Annotated in this window: 19 protein-coding genes; 7 read left to right on the top strand and 12 right to left on the bottom strand. The window is 39.7% G+C overall.

The window, feature by feature from the left end; genetic code table 11:
* Positions 1-260: 260 nt before the first annotated feature.
* The 5 genes from V7659_RS00105 (at position 261) to V7659_RS00125 (ending at position 4,221) form a co-directional block, all read left to right on the top strand.
* Entirely contained in the window at positions 261-527 is a 267-nt protein-coding gene (locus tag V7659_RS00105) for a hypothetical protein (protein ID WP_335537374.1), read from the top strand.
* Positions 528-552: 25 nt separating this feature from the next.
* Positions 553-1,074 carry a phosphatase PAP2 family protein gene (locus V7659_RS00110; protein ID WP_420491360.1) on the top strand — a complete coding sequence of 174 codons (522 nt, stop codon included), beginning with the start codon at positions 553-555 and terminating at the stop codon, positions 1,072-1,074.
* A gap of 23 nt (positions 1,075-1,097) precedes the next feature.
* Positions 1,098-2,243, top strand: a complete 1,146-nt coding sequence (locus V7659_RS00115; protein WP_335537376.1) for a glycosyltransferase family 4 protein — start codon at positions 1,098-1,100, stop codon at positions 2,241-2,243.
* 85 nt (positions 2,244-2,328) lie between these two features.
* A complete protein-coding gene (locus V7659_RS00120; protein ID WP_335537377.1) occupies positions 2,329-3,153 on the top strand; it encodes a metal-dependent hydrolase in 825 nt (274 codons plus the stop codon).
* A gap of 162 nt (positions 3,154-3,315) precedes the next feature.
* Positions 3,316-4,221, top strand: a complete 906-nt coding sequence (locus V7659_RS00125) for an SDR family oxidoreductase (RefSeq protein ID WP_335537378.1) — start codon at positions 3,316-3,318, stop codon at positions 4,219-4,221.
* Positions 4,222-4,320: 99 nt separating this feature from the next.
* On the opposite strand, the gene ebgA is transcribed toward V7659_RS00125, so the two are convergent.
* From ebgA to V7659_RS00175, 10 genes are all read right to left on the bottom strand, one after another.
* Positions 4,321-7,377 carry a beta-galactosidase subunit alpha gene (gene ebgA / locus V7659_RS00130; protein ID WP_335537379.1) on the bottom strand — a complete coding sequence of 1,019 codons (3,057 nt, stop codon included), beginning with the start codon at positions 7,375-7,377 and terminating at the stop codon, positions 4,321-4,323.
* 75 nt (positions 7,378-7,452) lie between these two features.
* On the bottom strand, positions 7,453-9,162 hold the full coding sequence (locus V7659_RS00135; protein ID WP_335537380.1) for an amylo-alpha-1,6-glucosidase: 1,710 nt from the start codon (positions 9,160-9,162) through the stop codon (positions 7,453-7,455).
* 15 nt (positions 9,163-9,177) lie between these two features.
* On the bottom strand, positions 9,178-10,473 hold the full coding sequence (locus V7659_RS00140; RefSeq protein WP_335537381.1) for an MFS transporter: 1,296 nt from the start codon (positions 10,471-10,473) through the stop codon (positions 9,178-9,180).
* A 128-nt stretch (positions 10,474-10,601) separates the two neighbouring features.
* Entirely contained in the window at positions 10,602-11,432 is an 831-nt protein-coding gene (locus tag V7659_RS00145; RefSeq protein WP_335537382.1) for a carbohydrate ABC transporter permease, read from the bottom strand.
* Positions 11,433-11,468: 36 nt separating this feature from the next.
* A complete protein-coding gene (locus V7659_RS00150) occupies positions 11,469-12,416 on the bottom strand; it encodes a carbohydrate ABC transporter permease (protein WP_420491359.1) in 948 nt (315 codons plus the stop codon).
* Between the two features lie 24 nt (positions 12,417-12,440).
* The gene (locus tag V7659_RS00155) at positions 12,441-13,718 is read right to left on the bottom strand and encodes an ABC transporter substrate-binding protein (RefSeq protein WP_335537383.1); all 1,278 of its coding nucleotides are present in this window, start codon (positions 13,716-13,718) and stop codon (positions 12,441-12,443) included.
* A gap of 121 nt (positions 13,719-13,839) precedes the next feature.
* On the bottom strand, positions 13,840-14,634 hold the full coding sequence (locus tag V7659_RS00160) for a response regulator transcription factor (RefSeq protein ID WP_420491358.1): 795 nt from the start codon (positions 14,632-14,634) through the stop codon (positions 13,840-13,842).
* The gene (locus V7659_RS00165) at positions 14,631-16,373 is read right to left on the bottom strand and encodes a sensor histidine kinase (protein WP_335537384.1); all 1,743 of its coding nucleotides are present in this window, start codon (positions 16,371-16,373) and stop codon (positions 14,631-14,633) included. Before V7659_RS00165 ends, V7659_RS00160 begins: the two co-directional genes overlap by 4 nt.
* Before the next feature lie 213 nt (positions 16,374-16,586).
* Positions 16,587-17,342, bottom strand: coding sequence for an NRDE family protein (locus V7659_RS00170; RefSeq protein WP_335537385.1), 756 nt, complete (start codon positions 17,340-17,342; stop codon positions 16,587-16,589).
* Between the two features lie 39 nt (positions 17,343-17,381).
* On the bottom strand, positions 17,382-17,915 hold the full coding sequence (locus V7659_RS00175) for a DinB family protein (RefSeq protein WP_335537386.1): 534 nt from the start codon (positions 17,913-17,915) through the stop codon (positions 17,382-17,384).
* A gap of 193 nt (positions 17,916-18,108) precedes the next feature.
* Between V7659_RS00175 and V7659_RS00180 the strand changes: the two genes are divergently transcribed.
* Positions 18,109-18,342, top strand: coding sequence for a hypothetical protein (locus tag V7659_RS00180; protein WP_283877281.1), 234 nt, complete (start codon positions 18,109-18,111; stop codon positions 18,340-18,342).
* A gap of 101 nt (positions 18,343-18,443) precedes the next feature.
* Positions 18,444-18,596: a DUF3934 family protein gene (locus tag V7659_RS00185; RefSeq protein WP_335537387.1), complete on the top strand. Its 153-nt coding sequence runs from the start codon at positions 18,444-18,446 to the stop codon at positions 18,594-18,596.
* Positions 18,597-18,675: 79 nt separating this feature from the next.
* Here V7659_RS00185 and V7659_RS00190 read toward each other — a convergent pair whose 3' ends face one another.
* Positions 18,676-19,521: a VOC family protein gene (locus V7659_RS00190; protein ID WP_335537388.1), complete on the bottom strand. Its 846-nt coding sequence runs from the start codon at positions 19,519-19,521 to the stop codon at positions 18,676-18,678.
* A 235-nt stretch (positions 19,522-19,756) separates the two neighbouring features.
* On the bottom strand, positions 19,757-19,966 hold a 210-nt coding region (locus V7659_RS00195; RefSeq protein ID WP_335537389.1), incomplete at its 5' end, for a cation:dicarboxylate symporter family transporter.

A 19,966-nucleotide genomic window follows, 5' to 3' on the forward strand; every position in this document is an offset into this window, starting at 1 on the left:
TATGATAACGCTTACAATGCTGATTCTAATGAAATATCTATTTAAAACATCCATTTTATTTTTGAAGGAATTATATTAAAAAAGAAATGAGAATACCTCCTGTAATTTCCATATAAAACATTTTTTATCTGAGAAATTATTTAAAAGTAGAAAGTTTTCCGATAATTACAAAATATTTACACTCATTTAACATTAAATTAAGAAAAAATCTTATCATTCCCATATACAATTAAGTAAACCAAAGTAATGGGAGGGATTGGATGGAGATTTTCGTATCTGGTGCAAGATTTAAAGGACCTGTTAAATGTACATGTTTAGCTGAACTAGGTTACAGGGTAACAAGTATAAGAAAGGGAATCATGGAATACGATACACTATTTCGAAAAACAAGGATGATTCCAGACAGCACCAGCAATCTTATCCAACAAAATATCGAGAGAAGAAAACCTCCCAACCAAAAAGTAAAGGTGTTTAATAGTGATTTAAATAATATACAACCGAATGTTCGGTTGTATATGAATAATTAATAAAGGGGAATAGGCATTTATGAGAATGTTACAATTGTTTTATGGCCTCGAATGCCGATTGTTTCAGCAGGTTAATCGTCATTTTGATAAAAGGCTATTAAATCTTTTTTTCCGCATCGTGACACATCTTGGTGGTGCAAGATTTACGATTGGCGCAACTGTACTTCTCATCATGTTTTCGCCAAGGGAGACTAGATTGATTGCCATTGCCAGTGCACTTGCTTTAGCCGCAAGTCACATACCTGTACATTTTGTAAAGTTGCTGTTCCCGCGAAAAAGGCCCTATTTAATAATAGAAAAAACAAAGTTTCCGGAAAATCCATTACAGGATCATTCTTTTCCATCGGGACATACCACTGCAATTTTTTCCGTTATCATTCCATATGTATTATTCATACCTTACCTGTCCTTTATCTTGATCCCATTAGGGCTTTGTGTAGGCATATCTAGAATTTACTTAGGCCTTCACTATCCTTCCGATGTAATTGCTGGGGGGATACTCGGTTCACTTACGGGGAGCCTTTGCTTCTGTTTATTGTGGTTATGAGGATTACGATCAGGAGGGATATTATGAAAATTGCCATTTTCACAGATACCTTTCATCCAGATATCAACGGGGTGGCTAGGACACTTAAACGATTAACTAATTTTTTGGAGGATCGGGGCATTGCCTTTAAGATCTTTGCGCCTGACTCTTATTCCGATGAATATCATTCAACTAATGTCCATCTTTTTAAAAGCCGCTCCTTTTTCTTATATCCTGAATGTCGCTTAGCTTTTCCAAACCTTCCTCATATTAAGTCGGAATTAAAATCTTTCTCTCCCGATTTGATTCATGTTGCAACCCCATTTAATATCGGCCTTTGTGGTGTTTATTTTGCAAAGAAATTAAACATACCGCTTGTCGGTTCGTATCACACCAATTTTGAAGATTATTTACACTATTATCACCTTCATTTTCTTTCGAAGATCCATTGGAATTACATGCACTGGTTTCATCAAACCTGTAGAAAACTCTTCGTTCCCTCACTTGAAACCCACCTACAATTAAAGCACCATGGATTTTCAAATTTGGAAATTTGGCCACGGGGCGTAGATTGCCAACTTTATCACCCTCATTATGATAAAAGTGCAGTTCATAACCTTTACTCTATAAAAGAAAGATATCTGCTAACATATGTAGGCAGATTAGCACCGGAAAAGGATATAAGGACACTAATGACCATCGCTAATTCAATCCCAGCTGAATTAAATGAAAAGTTACATTGGTTAATAGTCGGGGACGGTCCATTACGAAAGGAATTGGAAGCACAGGCCGCAGTAAATATGACCTTTACAGGATTCTTAAATGGAAAAAGTTTGGCCGAAGTCTATTCAGCATCTGATCTATTCGTTTTCCCCTCACCCACGGAAACCTTTGGAAATGTTGTTCTAGAGTCCCTTGCCAGTGGAACACCTGTTATAGGTGCGAAGGCTGGGGGTGTTAAGAATATCATTAAATCCGGAGTTACGGGGTATTTATGTAGACCTGGTAATGTGCAGGAATTTAGTGACGCGATTATTAAGATTTTGTGTAATGACGGACTACGTGAACAAATGGCAAGCGCCGGAAGGGATTACGCATTAACACAGAGATGGGATCAGATATTTGAAGATCTTATTTGGCATTACAGAAACGTTATCGATGAACAAAACAGACAAGCATTCATCTCATGAGAATATTCCAATACCAAGTTCTTATTACCCATATGAAAAAATAAGATGGATTAAGGTGCATTATTTAAAAGTTTAGGGGGTGTTTATGCTGAAAATATTACGGCTTGGGCATGCCATGTATGTTTTAGAAAGTAAGTTAGGAAAAAAGTATTTAATTGACCCCTTCTTCGATTTAAATCCTGGCTTTCCACCACAATTAAACACGGCTGATTTCTACCAATCCATTGATTGTGTATTTCTAACCCACGGCCATTTTGATCATACCAGTGGTCTCAGCAAGTTGATTGAACATAAGCCTGATATTATGATTGTTGCACAATATGAATTGGCCTTAATTCTTCTGCAGCAAGGAATGAAGAATGTGCTTCCTATTAATCTAGGAGGTTCGGTTTCCTTTGAGGAGTTAACTGCAACGATGGTTCAGGCAAAACATACCTCTTCCTATGGTGAAACCCAAGGATCTCCTGTTTATGCTGGCGAGTCAGCTGGTTATATTTTTGACTTTAAGGATGATTATACCGTTTACCACTCAGGTGATACGGCATTAATGTCAGATATGAAATTAATTCAGGATGTATATGTTCCAGACATTGCGATCCTCTCCTCATCGGGCCATTTTACAATGGGGCCAAAAGAAGCCGCTTATGCTGTTAAAAAATTATTGAATGTTAAATATGTAATTCCTAGTCATACCTTCCCGACAAATGAAACAGCTGCTTCTCCTGAATCATTAACTCGATTATTAAAAGCTTTTCCTGTGGTTGACTTTATGGTTGATAAAGATAAAGAGTTACAAGAATTATTAAAGGATTATTCAAAAACAGCAGTGATTACACTTGCTTATGGAGAAGAAAAAGAATTCGATCATAACCTTTGGTCAGAAGAGTTGGTCGGTAAGGAATTCTCATGATGGAAACAAAGCACCTTATGAGAGGGTGCTTTATTTTGTTTGATCTATTGGACAATCTAATCAAACGTTTGATTAGTTTTTTTCTTTGCCCTAGAAATTAACTTTACAAGGTGCCTATGCATATACTGTTTTAGTTTTATGCCTATGTTATGGAGGAACTTTATGAATAACTACCCATTGTACCCCTACTATAGTAAGGAAACAAAATGCGAAGAGAAACCTATTGCCTTCCCCTCTCAGCATCAGAATCAGCAGCCAGGTTTGGAATATTTAATGAATCCCAGACCCATATACGAGAACCTGTCCTATTTAGGGAGTCACAAGCTGCAGGATAAAGTCGCAATTGTTACTGGTGGTGATAGTGGTATTGGTCGTGCAGTTGCAGTAGCTTTTGCAAAAGAAGGTGCAGATGTTGTAATCGCCTACCTTTACGAACAGCAAGATGCAGAAGAAACCAAGGGGCGAATTGAACAGATTGGAAGGAAATGCTTGGCTATCCCAACTGACCTGCGTTATAAGGACAATTGCAATAAGGTCCTTGAACAAACCATCAAAGCATACGGAAAGGTAGATATTCTTGTAAATAATGCTGCAGTACAATTTCCACAGGATAATCTGACAGATATCTCTGAAGCGCAGTTGATCAATACTTTTGCAACCAACATCTTTTCCTATTTCTTTATGTCCCAAGCTGCGTTGCCCCATTTAAAGGCAGGCAGTTCCATTATTAATACGGCCTCAATAACAGCTTATCGCGGGGAAAAGACTTTAATAGATTACTCATCAACTAAGGGCGCGATCGTTTCTTTTACACGCTCGCTTTCTCACAATATTGTTGAACAGGGTATTCGCGTAAATGCTGTGGCACCAGGACCTATCTGGACCCCGCTTATCCCTTCTTCTTTCTCAGCAGAGCAAGTATCAACCTTTGGAACAGACACACCAATGAAGCGAGCAGGACAGCCCTTTGAACTCGCACCAACCTACGTCTATCTTGCCAGCCAAGATTCCCAATACGTAACCGGACAAACACTACACGTCAATGGCGGCGACTATATTAGCTCTTAAAACTCGAGGGTTAAAAGAGGGTGTCAGGCACCGCTCATGGACATTTGTCCACGAGCGGTGCCTGACACCAAGATAACAACTAAAGAAACACTGACACCATCAACACCGTTCTCTTCCAAGCTCTACTGCGGTGGTTTTTTCAGCATTGAAGGAAGATATCCGGAATGTTAGGGTAAAGTCTTCGAACTTACAACGATATTTTTCTAGTTGATCCTGTCCGCACGAATTGCTGCCAAGACCGTTTTGTTTGTAGTCAATATTTAAGACTACATAGTCCCTCGGCTTTAAATCGACGGTATGCTTGGCTTTTTCAAGATCGCTAACTTCATAGTGTGATGCGCTAAAGTTAAAGGTTTCACTCGCAATAAATATAAGTCCGTTCGCATCATCATCAGTAAAGCTGACCCAATCACAGTCGGAACGATTGCCATTCTCTTGCGGTTTCACATAATTTGTAAACAGCTCATCCACTTTCTTACTATACACACCGAGATGATTCGCTTGTTTTGAATCTGGATAACTCTCTCCCGGGCCTCTCCCGCGCCATTGCGTATGAACAAACTCATTATTTAGCTGCAGGTGCAGACCAAGGCGTGGCACCATGGCTGGGGCATTTTGCCTCATTCCGGAAGCAATTCCATCAATACTGCAAAGAATATCACCGTCTGGATAGATACTGTATTGATATTTAAGTTGGTAGTACCAAGAACTGTTAGTTGTCCCATACAACGCATCTGTTTGCCATTTAAAAACACCGTCTTTCAGCTCATAGCTGACCTTTTCAACCAGTTGATGCCCAAGATGCATGAAATATTTTGTTCGGTAATCGTTAAGTAAGTACATATCATTGTCAATTGGAGCACGCCAGAAGTTGAACTGCGGACCCTTTTCGATCTGGATTTTTCCATTTCGGGTTACTTGTATTAATGTTCCTTTGACACCATCGAAAGTGACGGTAAAATCAGTGCCGCTAACCTTTAATAACGCCCCATCTTTTTTAACCTGGAGCTCTCCATCACCATGTGCTTTGGGTAATTTCGACCTGCCAGGGAGCACAAAGGAGGCATTCGCTAATTCATGACCTTTCACACCCCAGGATGTATCCTGATTAAGTTTATATGAAAATACCAAATAATAATTAGCTCCGCTTACTTTCTCTATGTCCTGCCCAACTGTCAGCTGAATCTCTGCTGTTTCCCGTCCAGATAACTTTGGAAACTCTACTTCAAACGATTCAACCATTCGATCATCCTCAAATAACGAACATGTTAAATCCAAATGGTCTAATGATAAGAAATCATATCGATTAATAAGACGGAAAATTCCCTTCTCGCTATCCATACATTCTGTTTGAACTGGCTCAATCACCTTTTTATACTCATTAAGACTTGGAGACGGTGTACCGTCTGGCATGATTAACCCATCGATACAGAAGTTTCCATTCGTTGGGTCATCACCAAAATCACCGCCGTACTGATAGTAAACCGTACCATCCTCTGCCACCGTTTCAATCCCATGATCAAACCACTCCCAAACAAATCCGCCTTGTAGTTTATCATACTTATAAAATAAGTCCTGATATTCTTTTAAATTTCCAGGTCCATTTCCCATGGCATGGGCATATTCACAGAGAATATGAGGTTTTTTTGACCTTTCAATCACCTGATCCATCGTCCGTCTTTCCTTATGTTCTAGCCATGTATACATCGTGCTGTATACATCTGTCACCTCCGCTTCAGAATCTCCTTCATAATGAACAAGTCGAGTCGGGTCCATTTCCTTTGCACGCTTAGCCATGGCTCGGAAATTATGACCAAAAGCAGATTCATTTCCCAGCGACCACATGATAATACACGGGTGGTTTTTATCACGTTCAATCATCCGTTCCAGCCTTGAAACATACGCAGTTTCCCATGCTGGATCATTACTGATCCAATCATACTTCCCTGTCAATTCAAAACCATGACATTCTAAATCCGCCTCATCAATCACATACATCCCGTATTGATCGCAAAGATCGTAAAAATAATGCGCATTCGGATAATGAGCCGTACGAATAGCATTAATATTATTTTGCTTCATTGTCTTAATATCCCGCTCTATTTCTTCTCGAGTAACAACCCTCCCTGTTCTCGGGTTATAGTCATGACGATTCACACCCTTGAACTTAATTGCCACGCCATTTACAAGGAATGTATCATCCGCCATGACAATAGAACGAAATCCTACATGCTGATGAATGACTTCAATAATATTTCCATCTTCCTTTACAGTCATATAGAGGTGGTATAAATTAGGCTGCTCCGCACTCCATTTCAAGGGGGACACTATATCCATGCTAAAAGGTTCGTCAGCTCTTTTTTCCTCGATAAAAACTTGCTTGCCATCTGGATCCATTAATTGATAAATAATATTTTGGTTGCGTTGTTGTGTCAGCGAAACTGAAACGGTAAGGGCAGCGTCCTTCCACTCCTTATCAAACTCCGTGGTAACGGTAAAGTCATATAGTCCTGTTACTGGTCGAGTATATAGTTCAACGTCACGAAAAATTCCGCTTAGCCACCACATATCTTGGTCTTCTAAATACGTCCCATCTGACCACTGAAACACGCGGACAGTCAAACTGTTTGTACCCTGTCTGCACAATTTCGTAATATCAAATTCTGATTGGATCCGAGCACCTTTACTATAGCCTGCAAATTCTCCATTAATATAAAATTCGAAGGCAGAATCAACACCATTAAATCGAAGGATTAATTGTTCTCCTTCTATATTCCGATTAAACTCAAATTCTCGTCGATAAATACCTGTTGGGTTTTCTGTAGGGACACGCGGTGGAATAATCGGGAAATTGTACCACAGATCAGAATAATGCATCTTCCCGTATCCTTGCATTTGCCAGTTGCCGGGCACAGCAATTTCATTCCAATCTTTTGTATCTAAATCCTCGTCATAAAAGCCATCGGGCCAATATTCAGGGGCTTCTAGAAAAGTAAATTTCCAAATTCCATTAAGTTTTTGATAGTAGTGGCTATTGACCGAATCATCCGTTTCAGCCGCACCAAGAGAAGGATAGCTGTTAAAGTGAGCACGAGCACTCAAGCGGTTTATACCATCTGTATAGATGTTTTCCCATCTTTTTAATTTTTTCATCATTTAACCCCTCAATCGTTTGAGTTTTTATTCCAATTCGGAGGTAACGTAAAATGTTTAAATATTTAGCAGCCAGCCTTACTTATCTTCAACGCGTCGGCTCTCTGCAACGAGAATTTGTCCAAGGATAAGGAATACGCTCGATGTCCAAGTAAATGCTGGATCACGAAGTCCAGTCCCAGTTAGTGCATCAAAGTTTTCCGCCATATCTGATTTTGTTGCCATCGCACAGAATTTCTCTGCCACGTCGAGAGCTGCCTCCTTTCTGCCGGATGAAAGCAACCCATCCGCGAGCAGCATAGTGGTTGGTGCCCAGATTGGCCCTCGCCAATATCCATCTGTTCTGTAGAACGTACTGTCTGGCATCTCGGTTGCTAGTCCATATTCTGTTAAAAACCCCTTGGACGTTATATCTTCTACCAGCCTATTTAAGATTTCAGGCGGAAGCCTATCTCCGAGAATCAGAGGGATATATAAGACCAGACTGTTAGATTCGATGACTTCATGTGTTCCTGACCGTTTTGCTACAAAGTTATGCCCCGTCCAAAAATGGTCAATCATTCTACTTAACAACGCTTGAGATTCATCCATCCATTGTCTAGCCTCATCATATTTTCCCAGCTTACAAGCAATCTCCGACAGAACCTCCATTTGAATTACTAGGAAAGAAGAAAGGTCGGGACTTTCAACTGGTGTTCCCTTGTGAAAAATTGTGCTGTTATCCCAACCACTGTCATTTCCATGATTATATTGCGGAATTCCGTCTTGGTCGCTATCTTGGAACGTCAGCCACCACTTCGTCCATTTCTCTAGCGGATGATAGACTTCCCGAAGCTTTTCCTCTGTAACAAAATTGTTTTGTTCCCACATGCGCCTTAGAGTCCAGCCATGGATGGGCGGTTTGGTAAAATTCCATAACGCAGACCTATTATTGACAAAGTCCGGCAGCATTCCTGATTCATCCTGCAAATCAAAAAAGATCATAAACTGATCCCAGGCGAGCTCGGGGTTATTTTTTGCTAATGCAAGGGCATTAAAGCAGTGATCCCAACTCCATATGTTTGTCATCCAGTTCTTCGACATATACATCGCATGCCTAGTAAGCATTCCTTCAGACGGAACAACACAGGACCAAGTAATATAGGAGGCTTTCTCTTTTCCTTTTGCATACTTATCCGGAATCTCAAGGGTATTTTCTAACCATGACTCATATTCCTTTGCAACTTTTTTATGCCCTTTTGTAAAAGCAGAATAAGAGCGGTTCGTGTAAATGGTCGTAAATTCCTCAATTACACCTTCCATTTCCCCCATGTCCGAATTCGGAAGAAAATCGACAATAATTTTTTCACAACGCTGCTCTATGAAAGGTGCGTCCACAACGAGGCGTCCCTTTATCGAAGTAACCATGTATCGCATTTCCTGACGGGAATGGTTAACTTCCCAACGATCCTCTTCCACCGCAACTGCATAATCATAAGCACCAGTAATACCTGTCAGTCTTACGCCAACTCCATGACTTCTAATTTGTAAAACACGGGATTCTGTTATACAAAATGCTGCAAACCCTGCCGTGCTTTCGAGCCGGAGCATACTCGGAAGTAGTACCGCGTTATAAGGAAGAGAGCTTCCCTCAAACGTAATATCAATCCGGAACACCTCTCCAAACTCATTGTCTCCATTTCGGATATTACGGAGGTAAAGCGGACTATCCCCGTCCTCGTGATGATTTGGTGAAATGGTTATAAAAGAACCATATCGGCTGAAGGGGATTTTTTTTATATCAAACATTAGATCCACTCACTTTCAACATTCATTTGTTATCCGATCATTCGTATTTACCAGGAACTCTTGATCCGTTTCGAAGAATTTCGGTCTGATTAAATAAGTAAAATATGCATAGCCGAGAAGGAGAAGCAGACCCGCTAAAATAAATGGAAGGGTATAGTTTTTTCCAGCTAAGATAATCCCGACAAGAAATGCGGCTAATGCTGAACCAACGCTTCGAAATACGGCTCTCATTCCTGCATACAAATCCCTTTCCTCATCCTTAAAAGATGACATGGATAAACTGTCAGCCAGATTAGTCAGCATCGTAAATACCCCGCCTCTTACTAATAAAAGCGTGGAAAAGATATAAGAATTGATGTTTAAAAATAACAGAAGGCAAAGAATGATATTCACCATGTAAATATAAAGAAATGTCTTTTTCACCCCGAAACGGTCGATCAGTGCTGGTGAAAAAACAGAACCGATAAACAGCGCCAGACCATTTAGAGCCAGCAGCATCGAAACAGACTCATTCGAGAAATCAAAACGAAACTTAATAAATAAATTTAAGTAAGGCTGTAGACAGGAAACTGCACCACCAGTAATCAGGGCGAAAACAGCAAAAAATAATAACTTTTGCTTTACATCTCTCGTAAGCTTACTTTTAGTTTCAACGAAAGTTTTCGGTTCAGGACCTTCTATCCTCTGATCTTGGTCTTCCCGTGCAACTGTTTTCCTTCGTTGCTCCGTTGGCAGCAAACTTCCCCTTGTAAAGGCTAATAATAGAAACAATATGGATGTGGCTAACAATGTATTTTGGTAGCCTCTCTCTGAAAGCTCAATCCAATGTGGCAAAAAGCCGCCAATTAGCGTTCCCGCTCCCATAAAAGCAGTAAACACTGCGAATAAAAAGCTATAAGCCTGGGTTTCTTCCCTTTTTGACCGGCTATAATGAAACAACAACTGTATTTCCGTTGTTTCCACAAGCGTTAGACCCATGGAAACCACAAATTGAGCACAAAAAAAGAATGCAAAGCCTTCTGCAAAAGCAAAAATGCTGCATCCAATGGCAATACTTGTAATCCCTGTAACCAGCAGCTTTTTCCGGCCTGTTTTTTTAGCCAAGATGCTCACAGGTATTGCAAGGATTCCCATTACTAAAATACCCATTGAGGTGATGAGTCCTATTTGCTTTTCTGTCATACCCATTTCAATTAAATGCAGATTCAAAATTAAGGTAAACATTCCAATGCTCAGCCCGTACAGAGATTCTGTGGCTAAAAAACGTTTCACACCAGACGGCAATGTAAGAAATCGTAACGACTGTATCATAGAGTGTTTCAACCTTTCATTTACCTAAAAGTTAAAGGATAGTCATATTCCATTTATAAAACTAACCAATCAGAAGGGATAACCCCCTTCTAATTAGCCCTTGTTTTCACTTCAAAAAACTCAACTCATTACCCCTTTACCCCTGACTTAGAAACATCCTCGACAATGTAACGCTGTGCAGCGAAGAAAAGAATGAGCGGCGGGATGCTGATTAGGAAGGTTATCGCCATGATTCCCTCCATATCTACACCAAACATTCCTTTGAACTGTGCAAGTCCAAGTGTCAAAGTATATTTACTCTGGTCATTTAGAAACACGAGTGGCCCTAGGTAATCATTCCAGCAGTTCAACATGCTGAACACTCCCACTAAGATTAAAACTGGCTTCATCAGCGGAAGATAAATTTTATAAAAAATTTGGAACGAGTTTGCACCATCTATCCTCGCTGCTTCATCCAGTTCTTTGGGGATGCCCATAATAAACTGGCGCATCAAAAAGATATAAAATGGAGCACCGAACCAGGCTGGAACAATCAAGGGTTTTAGCGTGTTGATCCAGCCAAGGAAGTTAAATTCCATATATAAAGGAATCATCGTTACTTCCCACGGAATCATCATTGTGGCTAGAAGAACCATAAATAAGAAATCCCGTCCTTTGAAAGTAAATCTTGCAAACCCATAGGCAACCAGTGAAGACGAAACTATTTGACCCAGAGTTGCCAAGATGGTCACCGTGAGTGAATTTGTTAGAAATTGCGTGAAGGGCTGGGATATCCAGGCTTCCTTAAAATTTTCAAAGTGAAGACTGGAGGGAATCCACTTTGGCGGGAACAGATAAAGCTCTTCAGGTGATTTTAATGATGTGGTTACCATCCAAAATAATGGCGCCAGGAATAACAGCGAGAAAAAGAATAAAAGAACGTATATAAAGGTTTTTTCAACCCTTCTTTTTATTTTCATAATAAAACCCCTCGTATTGATAAATTGGCTTCAATCCTATTTCTTCTTTTTAACTTCTCCTTCGTAGTAAACCCAGGCCGACGAGGATTTAAATACTAGCATTGTTAATCCTAAAACTATCAAAAACATAAACCATGCATTTGCGGAAGAGTATCCCATTTTAAAATATTTAAAGGCATTTTCGTAAACATACATTGCGTAAAAATAGGTTGAATTGAGCGGTCCGCCGCCAGTTAATAACAGAGCTAACGTCAATTGCTGGAAAGCTGCTATTATCGTTGTGATAACATTAAATAGTATGGTTGGTGTTAAGAGCGGCAAGGTGATTTTGAAGAACTGAGTTATTTTATTAGCTCCATCGATAGATGCAGCTTCATAAAGTTCTCCTGAAATACCTTTTAAACCTGCCAGGAAAATTAACATCATCGTACCTTGACCCCAAAGGCTGGCAATGACCATCGCTACAAGTGCCCAGCCCGTCTCATTAAGCCAGTTAGGACCTGTTATATCAACCAAGGAAAGAAAGTAATTAAGAATACCGTATTCACCATTGAATACCCAAGCCCAGATCATCGCAAGTGCAACGCCCGAAATGACGGACGGCAGGTAGAAAAAGGTTCGGAAAAAGGAGTGACCTTTAACATTTTGATTCAATAAAATGGCTAAAACTAGGGCTACAATAATATTTAAAGGAACAAATAGTGCCGCAAATTTAACCGTCACCCCTAATGACTTCCAAAAAAGCGGATCATCCGTAAACATGGTCTTATAGTTATCTAGACCGATAAAGGTCGCCTCACCGACAACCGGCCAATCATAGAAGCTGATAAAAAGAGAATATACTAATGGTCCGAGCGTAAAAGCAAGAAATCCAATGACCCATGGGGAGATAAAAAGAAGTGGGACAATCTTGTCCCACTTTATTTTCTTTTTCTTGTTTATTTCCACATAGGGTGTTGGAGAGGCAGGTAAAGATTTCATCATGAACACCCCACTTATTTAGTCTTACTACTTCATATATTTCTCAGAGTCCTTTGCGGCTTTATTTAGTAGTTTCTCAGCATCCTGTCCAAGCATAACTGCATTCACAGCTGCAGACAGGTTACGGTTGATTTCATTCCAATTTTTATTTAAAAGAAATGCTGGTGTATCATCAGATCGTTCAAGCATTTTATAGAAAGGGCTAACTAATGGATCCTGCTCCATATTCAATTCCTTTACCACGCTGATTCGAACGGGTAAATCCGCCGTACGCATTTTAATTGCTTCAGGTGAGGAATAAAACTTCACAAATTTGTAAGCAAGATCCTTATGCTTAGAATCCTTCGCTACTGATACTGCAGAAGAAGCAATAACCCCTTTTGCTGGCTTGTCGCCAAATGATGGGACTTCAACCGTTCCAAAATTAATCTTAGCTTCTTTAAATCCTTCTAAAGGCCAAATACCGCTTTCCCACATTGCGATCTTTCCTGCTTTGAAAATATCATCACCGCTTTGTTGGTTTTTCCCGCCAACAAGAACAGCGCTTTTATCCTTAAGAAGGTCACTTAAAATATGAATTGATTCAATTGTTTCAGGACTGTTCATATAGCCCTTAACTTCTTTCCCGTCTTTACTGATGAAGCTGCCGCCATTGCTCCAAACCAACCCTTGGAGATCATACGTGTCTGGCTCTGGCACGATTCCAACACCATATTGCTTTTTGCTCGGGTCAGATAATTTCTTTGCAATTTGTTGGAAGTCATCCCAAGTCCAGCCATCCTTTGGATACGGGACGTTAGCTGCATCAAATAAATCTTTGTTATAATACACAACCCGTGTTGTAAAGCCAGCGGGCATACCATAAATTTTTCCGTTCATGCTGGAATAATTAAATAACCCTTGATAAAAATCATCCATATCCATTTCGGCATCACCTTCGATATAATCATCAAGCGGCTCAAGTGATTCGTAATATGCAGGGAAATTCCACATATACATCATATCTGGCGGATTTTTTGCTCCAAAGGATGCGGCTAGCTTCTGGTCAAAACCATCACCGTAAGCTTCCACTTGAACCTTTACTCCAGGATTCTTTTCTTCAAACTTTTTAGCAATATCCTGCTGAATCTTTAATGCCTCACCGGAGTCCCAAGTAGCAAAGCGAAGAATAATATTTCCTTTTCCATCCTTCTCATCCCCAGTTCCACCAGAGGCTTTTTCCTCTGAACTACTGTTCGAACAAGCGGCCAAGGAGAAGATGCTAACTACTAATAAAATCATGGCTAGAAAGCTGATTTTCCTCATTCTGAATTTCCCCCTTTATAGATAAAAAATTAACCGCCTTCATTGTACTTCTAATGAAAGCGGTCTCACACTGAAATTCATCTTAACTTGTTAGTAATAATGTTTTTATTTTCTGTTATATTTAACGTAAAGGGGTAAATTTGTCCGAATCGATTCTCCTTTTTGTTTGACGATAATCAGATGGTGTCTGTCCCGTACATTTTTTAAACCATTTACTAAAATATTTACCGTCATACACCCCAACCTTTTCCCCTATTTCCTGTAACGTAAGAGAAGTGGTTTCAAGCAATTCACAGGCAGTATTTAGTTTTATCTTTTCCGTAAATGTTTGGAAGCTTTCCCCGACGGACTTACTAAAAAGTGTGCTAAAATGACTTCTACTAAGGCCGACTTCATTGGCAACATCAACCGATGAGTAGGATTCTGAAAGGTCCTTCGTAATCAGCAGAACCGCTTTTTGAATTGGTCCCGGCCATTTTTCATCAATTTCATATGTTAAGACTTCCGGTCCATTAGTGTCTTGTTCTTTCTCTTCTGATTTTTGGATTTCATCAGTGAATTGTTTAAGGTATTCTTCAAATTCATCATCTTGGAAAGCTGTTTTTAAAATATAACCAGAAGCACCCACCTTAATGCCTTCCTGGGCATATTCAAAATCCCGATGGCAGCTTAATAGCAGGATCTTCGTGGCCGGTGCGGCTTGTTTAATTTTTCGGGCCAGTTCAATGCCGTTCTGTTCTGGCATGACAATATCAGTAATGACAACCTCGGGAGAGTGTTCAAGGAACATTTCCCAGCCCTTTTGACCGTTAGATGCATCCGCTACCACTTCCATATTGAATTTCTTCCAATTTACCGTGGCCATTAACCCTTTTCGGACGATATATTCATCATCAACTACTATGACTTTGATCACGTGGACACCCTCCTTTTTGGCCAGCGCATTTTAATTGTTGTTCCAGCCTTTGGACTTGATTCTATTATCAGCCCATATTCACTTCCAAAATGAAGCTTAAGCCGCTGATCGACATTAAACACGCCTATTCCTCGTACTTTGTCCTTTGTGGAAAGGTCATTAAGTAAGTTTAGTGCTGTTTGTTCACTCATTCCTTTTCCGTTATCACTCAAGACAAGCTCTAAGAAGTCTGAATGGTCTGCAATGGTTAATTCAATTTTTCCCTGTCCATCTTCAAAGGCATGGAAAAAAATATTTTCAAATAATGGCTGCAAGGACAACCTAGGAATCAAATATTCAAGGCATTCCGGATTGACCTTTTCTAGGTACTCAAACATATGTCCAAAACGGATTTCCTGCACTTTCAAATAGTGTCTGATTGTATCCAGCTCTTTTTTCAATGGAATCAATTCATCAGCAAAATTGAGATTTTCATGAAGAACTTCGGTAAGATGGTAAATCATTTGCTGAACTTCCTTGGCATTACTAAGCCTCGCCTTCCACTGAATGGAGTTTAGCGTATTAAACAACAAATGGGGATTGATTTGATAATGAAAAGCCCTTAACTCTGCTTTCCTTTTTAACCGTTCCGTCTCTCCGATTTCATCAATTAATTCCTTAATTTGCTGGACCATCAGATTAAAGCTGATCGTTAATTTCCCAATTTCATCATTTTCTTTTACAGGAATCTGAGTCTGCAGCTCACCAACACTTACTAGTTCCATTGATTCCTTCAACTTTCTGATTCGTTTTGCAAGCGGTGCAGAAAAGACCATCGCTAGTATGATAGCCAGGATAATTAAAAAGAAAATACCCAGCATAGTATAGTTAAAGATAACATCCGAAGATTGGTAAAATAGTTTTTCAGGGACTCGGACTTCAATTTTCCAGCCAAAGGCATTAATATTTTTCATCCTGACAACGTCACTGGAAAGTCTCTCTCTATTTGCCTTTGTTCGGTAAAGGACCTTATTCTTTTCATTATAAATGGTTATAAAGGCGTGGACATCTCTTTCAAGATACGTAATATATGAAAAAAGCTCCTCGGCATCCGTCTCTATCAGCAGCTTGCTTCCCTTTAAAATTCCATATTGGCTCTGGATCGGCAATACAAGCCCTATCATTTGTTCAGGGGCTTTACTGCTATCATAATGATTAGCTTTATAAAATCCAATCCAGCGATCCCCTTGTTTTATTTTGCTTGCTTCCTTCCAAAAGGGCATTTGAAACAGTTTTTGAGAATTAAGATGATTTCCCCCATAATAATATCCGGAATTTGTAATTAAGTAGATTCCTTTCGTATTAAAAGTTTTATGGGCTTCAAGGAATCTCTCAAAATTCTTTTTCTCAATGAATCCTTCATATGTCCTTGGAATCTCCTCTTTAATGACTATTAATGTAGGGTCGGATAAATATTGATGAATATCGTTTGAAACGACAAACATCTGATTAATAGTATTTTCTAATTGTGTTTCAAGCTGTGAAACAGCAAAGTTTTCATAATCATTAAATTGTTTATTTACAATCGTGGATGATTTTTGATAAGAGAGATAACCGAATAAAAGAAGAGGAATCAGTGCCACTACGATGAAAAACAGCATTAACTTAGTGCGAAAGCTGCCATACGAATGAATTTTAAGTTTTGTGGTTATATATTTAATAACTTCGATCGTCCTATTCAAACCTAGTTGTTTCCGCATGATTTCACAGTCTCCATAACAGCAAGTCTCTTCCTTCTATTACTCGTAATCGTTTTCATAAAATCACCCTAATCATAAACCAGAGTTGTTATAATTTCTATAGATTCCTCCTGTGTTTTTAGTTGGTAGTTACCACCACTTTTATGAAAATAAAAATGAAGGGTCAAGGAGAGAAAACTTTCCTTGACCCTTCATTTTTAGATTCACAAAATTTTATAATTCAATCTTATATTTCTGTTCACTTATACCTTTTATAGAGAAGACTCGTTCCACGTAGTGAATTTCTTTGTCCGACATTAACATGATGGTGGAACTCCTGGTCCCGTAATTCTCACTTTTTATAAACAGCGGTGAAAGCCTTCTTTCCCATTCTAATGAAACGCCTGTGTTTGGAAGAAGTTCGTCCGGAGCTTGGTCCGTATCATGAAGGATGCCGAGAAGGTGTTCTACCAGCCCATCCTGGTCCCCGTTGATCATTTTGGACATACCAGCCTTACCTTTTTGAACCTTTGGCCACTCAGTGTTTAGTAAGTGGTTGCTGACACCATAAATCCCAGGTACAATCTTTTGCAGTTCTTGCCCTTTATTTGAGTAATAAAATAGTTCATTACAATCACCGGCCAATAAGTTATAGCCTGGGTACAGATCTTTACGTTCTCCAAGATCTTTCATATATTCCTCTATATTTCCTTCGTGTTTTAAGGCATCGGTAACCAATTCGCCCCGTGAGCGCTTTCCTTCCGTTACTTCCTTTGGATCGCGATAATTAGTCAACGCCGCAAACCGTCCCCTTGTTGTAACCCCCATCCAGGTACCCATTTTTTCTAAATCCCTGCCAGCAAGGATGTCAGGCCGGTCTTCCCAGTAATGGACCGGTTCGGTGGGTCGCCCGAGGAATTCATCTCGGTTTGCTGCCACAATCAGCTTGTAGATTGGATGGACATGATAAGCAAAAAGTATTAAACACATCAGAAATCACAGCCTTTTAATCAATTATCCATGGCTTTTTCAACCTTTACGTTTATTGAGCATTTTTTTGATCAGACGAATCTGACCTCTATGACTCAGTTCATCTTCAAACACATGGAACCATTTAAAGAAATTATTCGCATGGCGATCGTGCCAAAACGGCGTTTGTTCATATAACCATTCATCAGGAATCGTTTTAAACATTTCGATGGTTGTATTCCGTGCTTCAGCCATTTGCTCCAAGTAATAATCAATTGTATTGTCCTTAATCGTTTCTCGCCCAAGACTTCCTAAATCTAGGGCTGGAAGTAAAATGCTTAACTCTTTCTCATTTAGGTCCCGGTTCTCAAACGTTATAACTTGATACGTCTTTTCGACCGCAGCCAAATGAGCCAGCAGCATTCCTATTGAATTTGCCTCCTCATCAAAAAGGAAGTCTAACTCTTCCACTGTTAGTCCCTTTACAGCTTCAATCGTGGTGTACCTTGTATAATTCATCATCGACACCAATTTACTGAACTCCAACCCCAAACTATCTTTTTGATCGATTATATATAATGTATCCAAATCCATGCTATTACCTCCGTATGGAAAAATAAACCACTCATTCTAATTCGCCATCTTCTTAGTAAATCCTTTTAACATAGAGGAAATCCTTTAATAGGCTGAAATTGCTAAAAAGAATAACATCTATTTCCGATGTTTCATCCGTAACTTTGGAAATGATAATAGTTATGAACCAATTCATTTGGAGGTGTTGTTTCTCATGTCAGAATTAGAACCATTAGAATACGAAACAGGGACAGCGATTCGCGAATATGACATTATTGATATAACCCAAACCGCCTTAGGGTATGAAGTGCTCCTTGATATCGAACTAGACAGCGGTTATTCCTTAGCAAGAACTAAACTGGAAGTGACCCATGAGGACTTAGCAGGATATGAAACAAACGATATTGAAGAAGGAATTAAATATGCCTTGGGATTTTTCACTCATTAGCACACGAATATTTCAAGGGGAAATCTAGGGTGAACTGTGTTAAACTTGTTAATCTAGCCAACGACGGTTGGATGTACGTAAATGAGTAATGGAGTGGTTAAATGAGTAGTACAAAGGGGAAAGGCGGGACCGGTCGAGGAACCGGCAAAAAGGGCTGGACTCGATGGCAGGCAGGAGTCAAAAAAGCCAAAAGCGCCAAACCGTATGTCAGCAAAGGTGTAAAAAGAGCAAAAGATGCAGAGGAAAAACAGTAACAAAAATGGTGTAAAAATGGGTGTCAGGCACCGCTCGTGGACAAATGTCCACGGGTGGTGCCTGACACCCTATTCTGTTTTATAAAATTAACCGAATTTGATTTCCAGAAGGGTCTTCGGTTACAAAGTAATCTGCTTCCTTCGTAATTTGTGCACCTATTTGTGTTAGTTGGTTCAATGCTTTCTCTCTTGCTGCCGTGTCAGGGAAAACAAGTGAGTACCAATTTAATCCTACACTGTTTTTCGGTGGGTTGGCAGCCCCTGCTCCCTGCCAAGTATTGATGGCAATATGATGATGATATCTGCCTGTCGATAGGAATGCCGCTTGTGGATAGTAACTAACTACTTCAAAACCAAGTCCCTTTGTGTAGAACTCTTCAGCTTTTGGCAAATTGCTGACATGCAGGTGAATATGCCCCATAAGCGTACCTACTGGTAAACATTTCCATTCCCCATCACTTTCCGCAATAATCCCATTTCCATCAAGCTCTTCAGTTGCCATTTCAACTAAGCCGTTTTTCCATTTCCATTCTGAAGAAGGGCGGTCCCGGTACACTTCAATCCCGTTGCCGTCTGGGTCATTAAGGTATAACGCCTCACTTACATAGTGATCTGCTGCACCGAGCGGATATCCAGTTTGGACCATGTGCCGTAAAAAAACCGATAAATCTGCTCGTGATGGAAGTAAGATGGCAAAGTGATACAAGCCTGACGTACGACCTGATTTCGCCACAACATCCTTCGGCTGCTCTATTGTTAATAATGCCTTTTTTCCATCGGTCGTTAAGACCGCTTTACGCTCTGATTTTTCCAATACTTTAAAGCCCATGATACTTTGATAAAAGGTAAGTGAATAATCGAGATTTTTCACCTTAATATTGACCTCTCCGACATATATATTTGGAGCTTGATGAAATTGATCCATTTTCTCCTCATCCTTTCGTCCATCAGTTATATAATAAATTTTTCTTTATTTTTAGTAAGGTTATCATACATACCATTCATTCGATTCCAATCACCTATGATTACAGTGTACTTTAATTTTATCTCGAATTCAAGTATTTTAAATTAAAAACAAATTGAAGACCAGCCCATATTTATGCCACAAAAAAGGGCTCTTCCGCTATGCGAAAAAGCCCTAAAACCTTGTTTCCCGTTTTTTATGCTTCTACAATGTCTGGTTGTTTATAGACTTCGTTTTCAAATTCACCTGTTACTTTACTGGTTAATATACCGGATGTCATTGCTCCGCTAACGTTTAAAGCTGTCCGTCCCATGTCAATAAGAGGCTCGACTGAGATGAGCAAACCAACAATCGCAATTGGAAGATTCATAACTGATAGAACGATCAACGCTGCAAAGGTAGCGCC

This window comes from Neobacillus drentensis (assembly GCF_036966985.1).
In the GTDB taxonomy this organism is placed as follows: Bacteria; Bacillota; Bacilli; order Bacillales; family Cytobacillaceae; genus Neobacillus; species Neobacillus drentensis_E.

Coding starts and splice junctions, on each gene's coding strand:
- V7659_RS00115 (WP_335537376.1), top strand. CDS start 1,098: ATGAAAATTGCCATTTTCACAGATACCTTTCATCCAGATATCAACGGG.
- V7659_RS00140 (WP_335537381.1), bottom strand. CDS start 10,473: ATGATACAGTCGTTACGATTTCTTACATTGCCGTCTGGTGTGAAACGT.
- V7659_RS00190 (WP_335537388.1), bottom strand. CDS start 19,521: ATGGATCAATTTCATCAAGCTCCAAATATATATGTCGGAGAGGTCAAT.
- V7659_RS00185 (WP_335537387.1), top strand. CDS start 18,444: ATGAGTAGTACAAAGGGGAAAGGCGGGACCGGTCGAGGAACCGGCAAA.
- V7659_RS00105 (WP_335537374.1), top strand. CDS start 261: ATGGAGATTTTCGTATCTGGTGCAAGATTTAAAGGACCTGTTAAATGT.
- V7659_RS00175 (WP_335537386.1), bottom strand. CDS start 17,915: ATGGATTTGGATACATTATATATAATCGATCAAAAAGATAGTTTGGGG.
- V7659_RS00180 (WP_283877281.1), top strand. CDS start 18,109: ATGTCAGAATTAGAACCATTAGAATACGAAACAGGGACAGCGATTCGC.
- ebgA (WP_335537379.1), bottom strand. CDS start 7,377: ATGATGAAAAAATTAAAAAGATGGGAAAACATCTATACAGATGGTATA.
- V7659_RS00155 (WP_335537383.1), bottom strand. CDS start 13,718: ATGAGGAAAATCAGCTTTCTAGCCATGATTTTATTAGTAGTTAGCATC.
- V7659_RS00170 (WP_335537385.1), bottom strand. CDS start 17,342: ATGTGTTTAATACTTTTTGCTTATCATGTCCATCCAATCTACAAGCTG.
- V7659_RS00125 (WP_335537378.1), top strand. CDS start 3,316: ATGAATAACTACCCATTGTACCCCTACTATAGTAAGGAAACAAAATGC.
- V7659_RS00135 (WP_335537380.1), bottom strand. CDS start 9,162: ATGTTTGATATAAAAAAAATCCCCTTCAGCCGATATGGTTCTTTTATA.
- V7659_RS00110 (WP_420491360.1), top strand. CDS start 553: ATGTTACAATTGTTTTATGGCCTCGAATGCCGATTGTTTCAGCAGGTT.
- V7659_RS00145 (WP_335537382.1), bottom strand. CDS start 11,432: ATGAAAATAAAAAGAAGGGTTGAAAAAACCTTTATATACGTTCTTTTA.
- V7659_RS00120 (WP_335537377.1), top strand. CDS start 2,329: ATGCTGAAAATATTACGGCTTGGGCATGCCATGTATGTTTTAGAAAGT.
- V7659_RS00150 (WP_420491359.1), bottom strand. CDS start 12,416: ATGATGAAATCTTTACCTGCCTCTCCAACACCCTATGTGGAAATAAAC.
- V7659_RS00165 (WP_335537384.1), bottom strand. CDS start 16,373: ATGCGGAAACAACTAGGTTTGAATAGGACGATCGAAGTTATTAAATAT.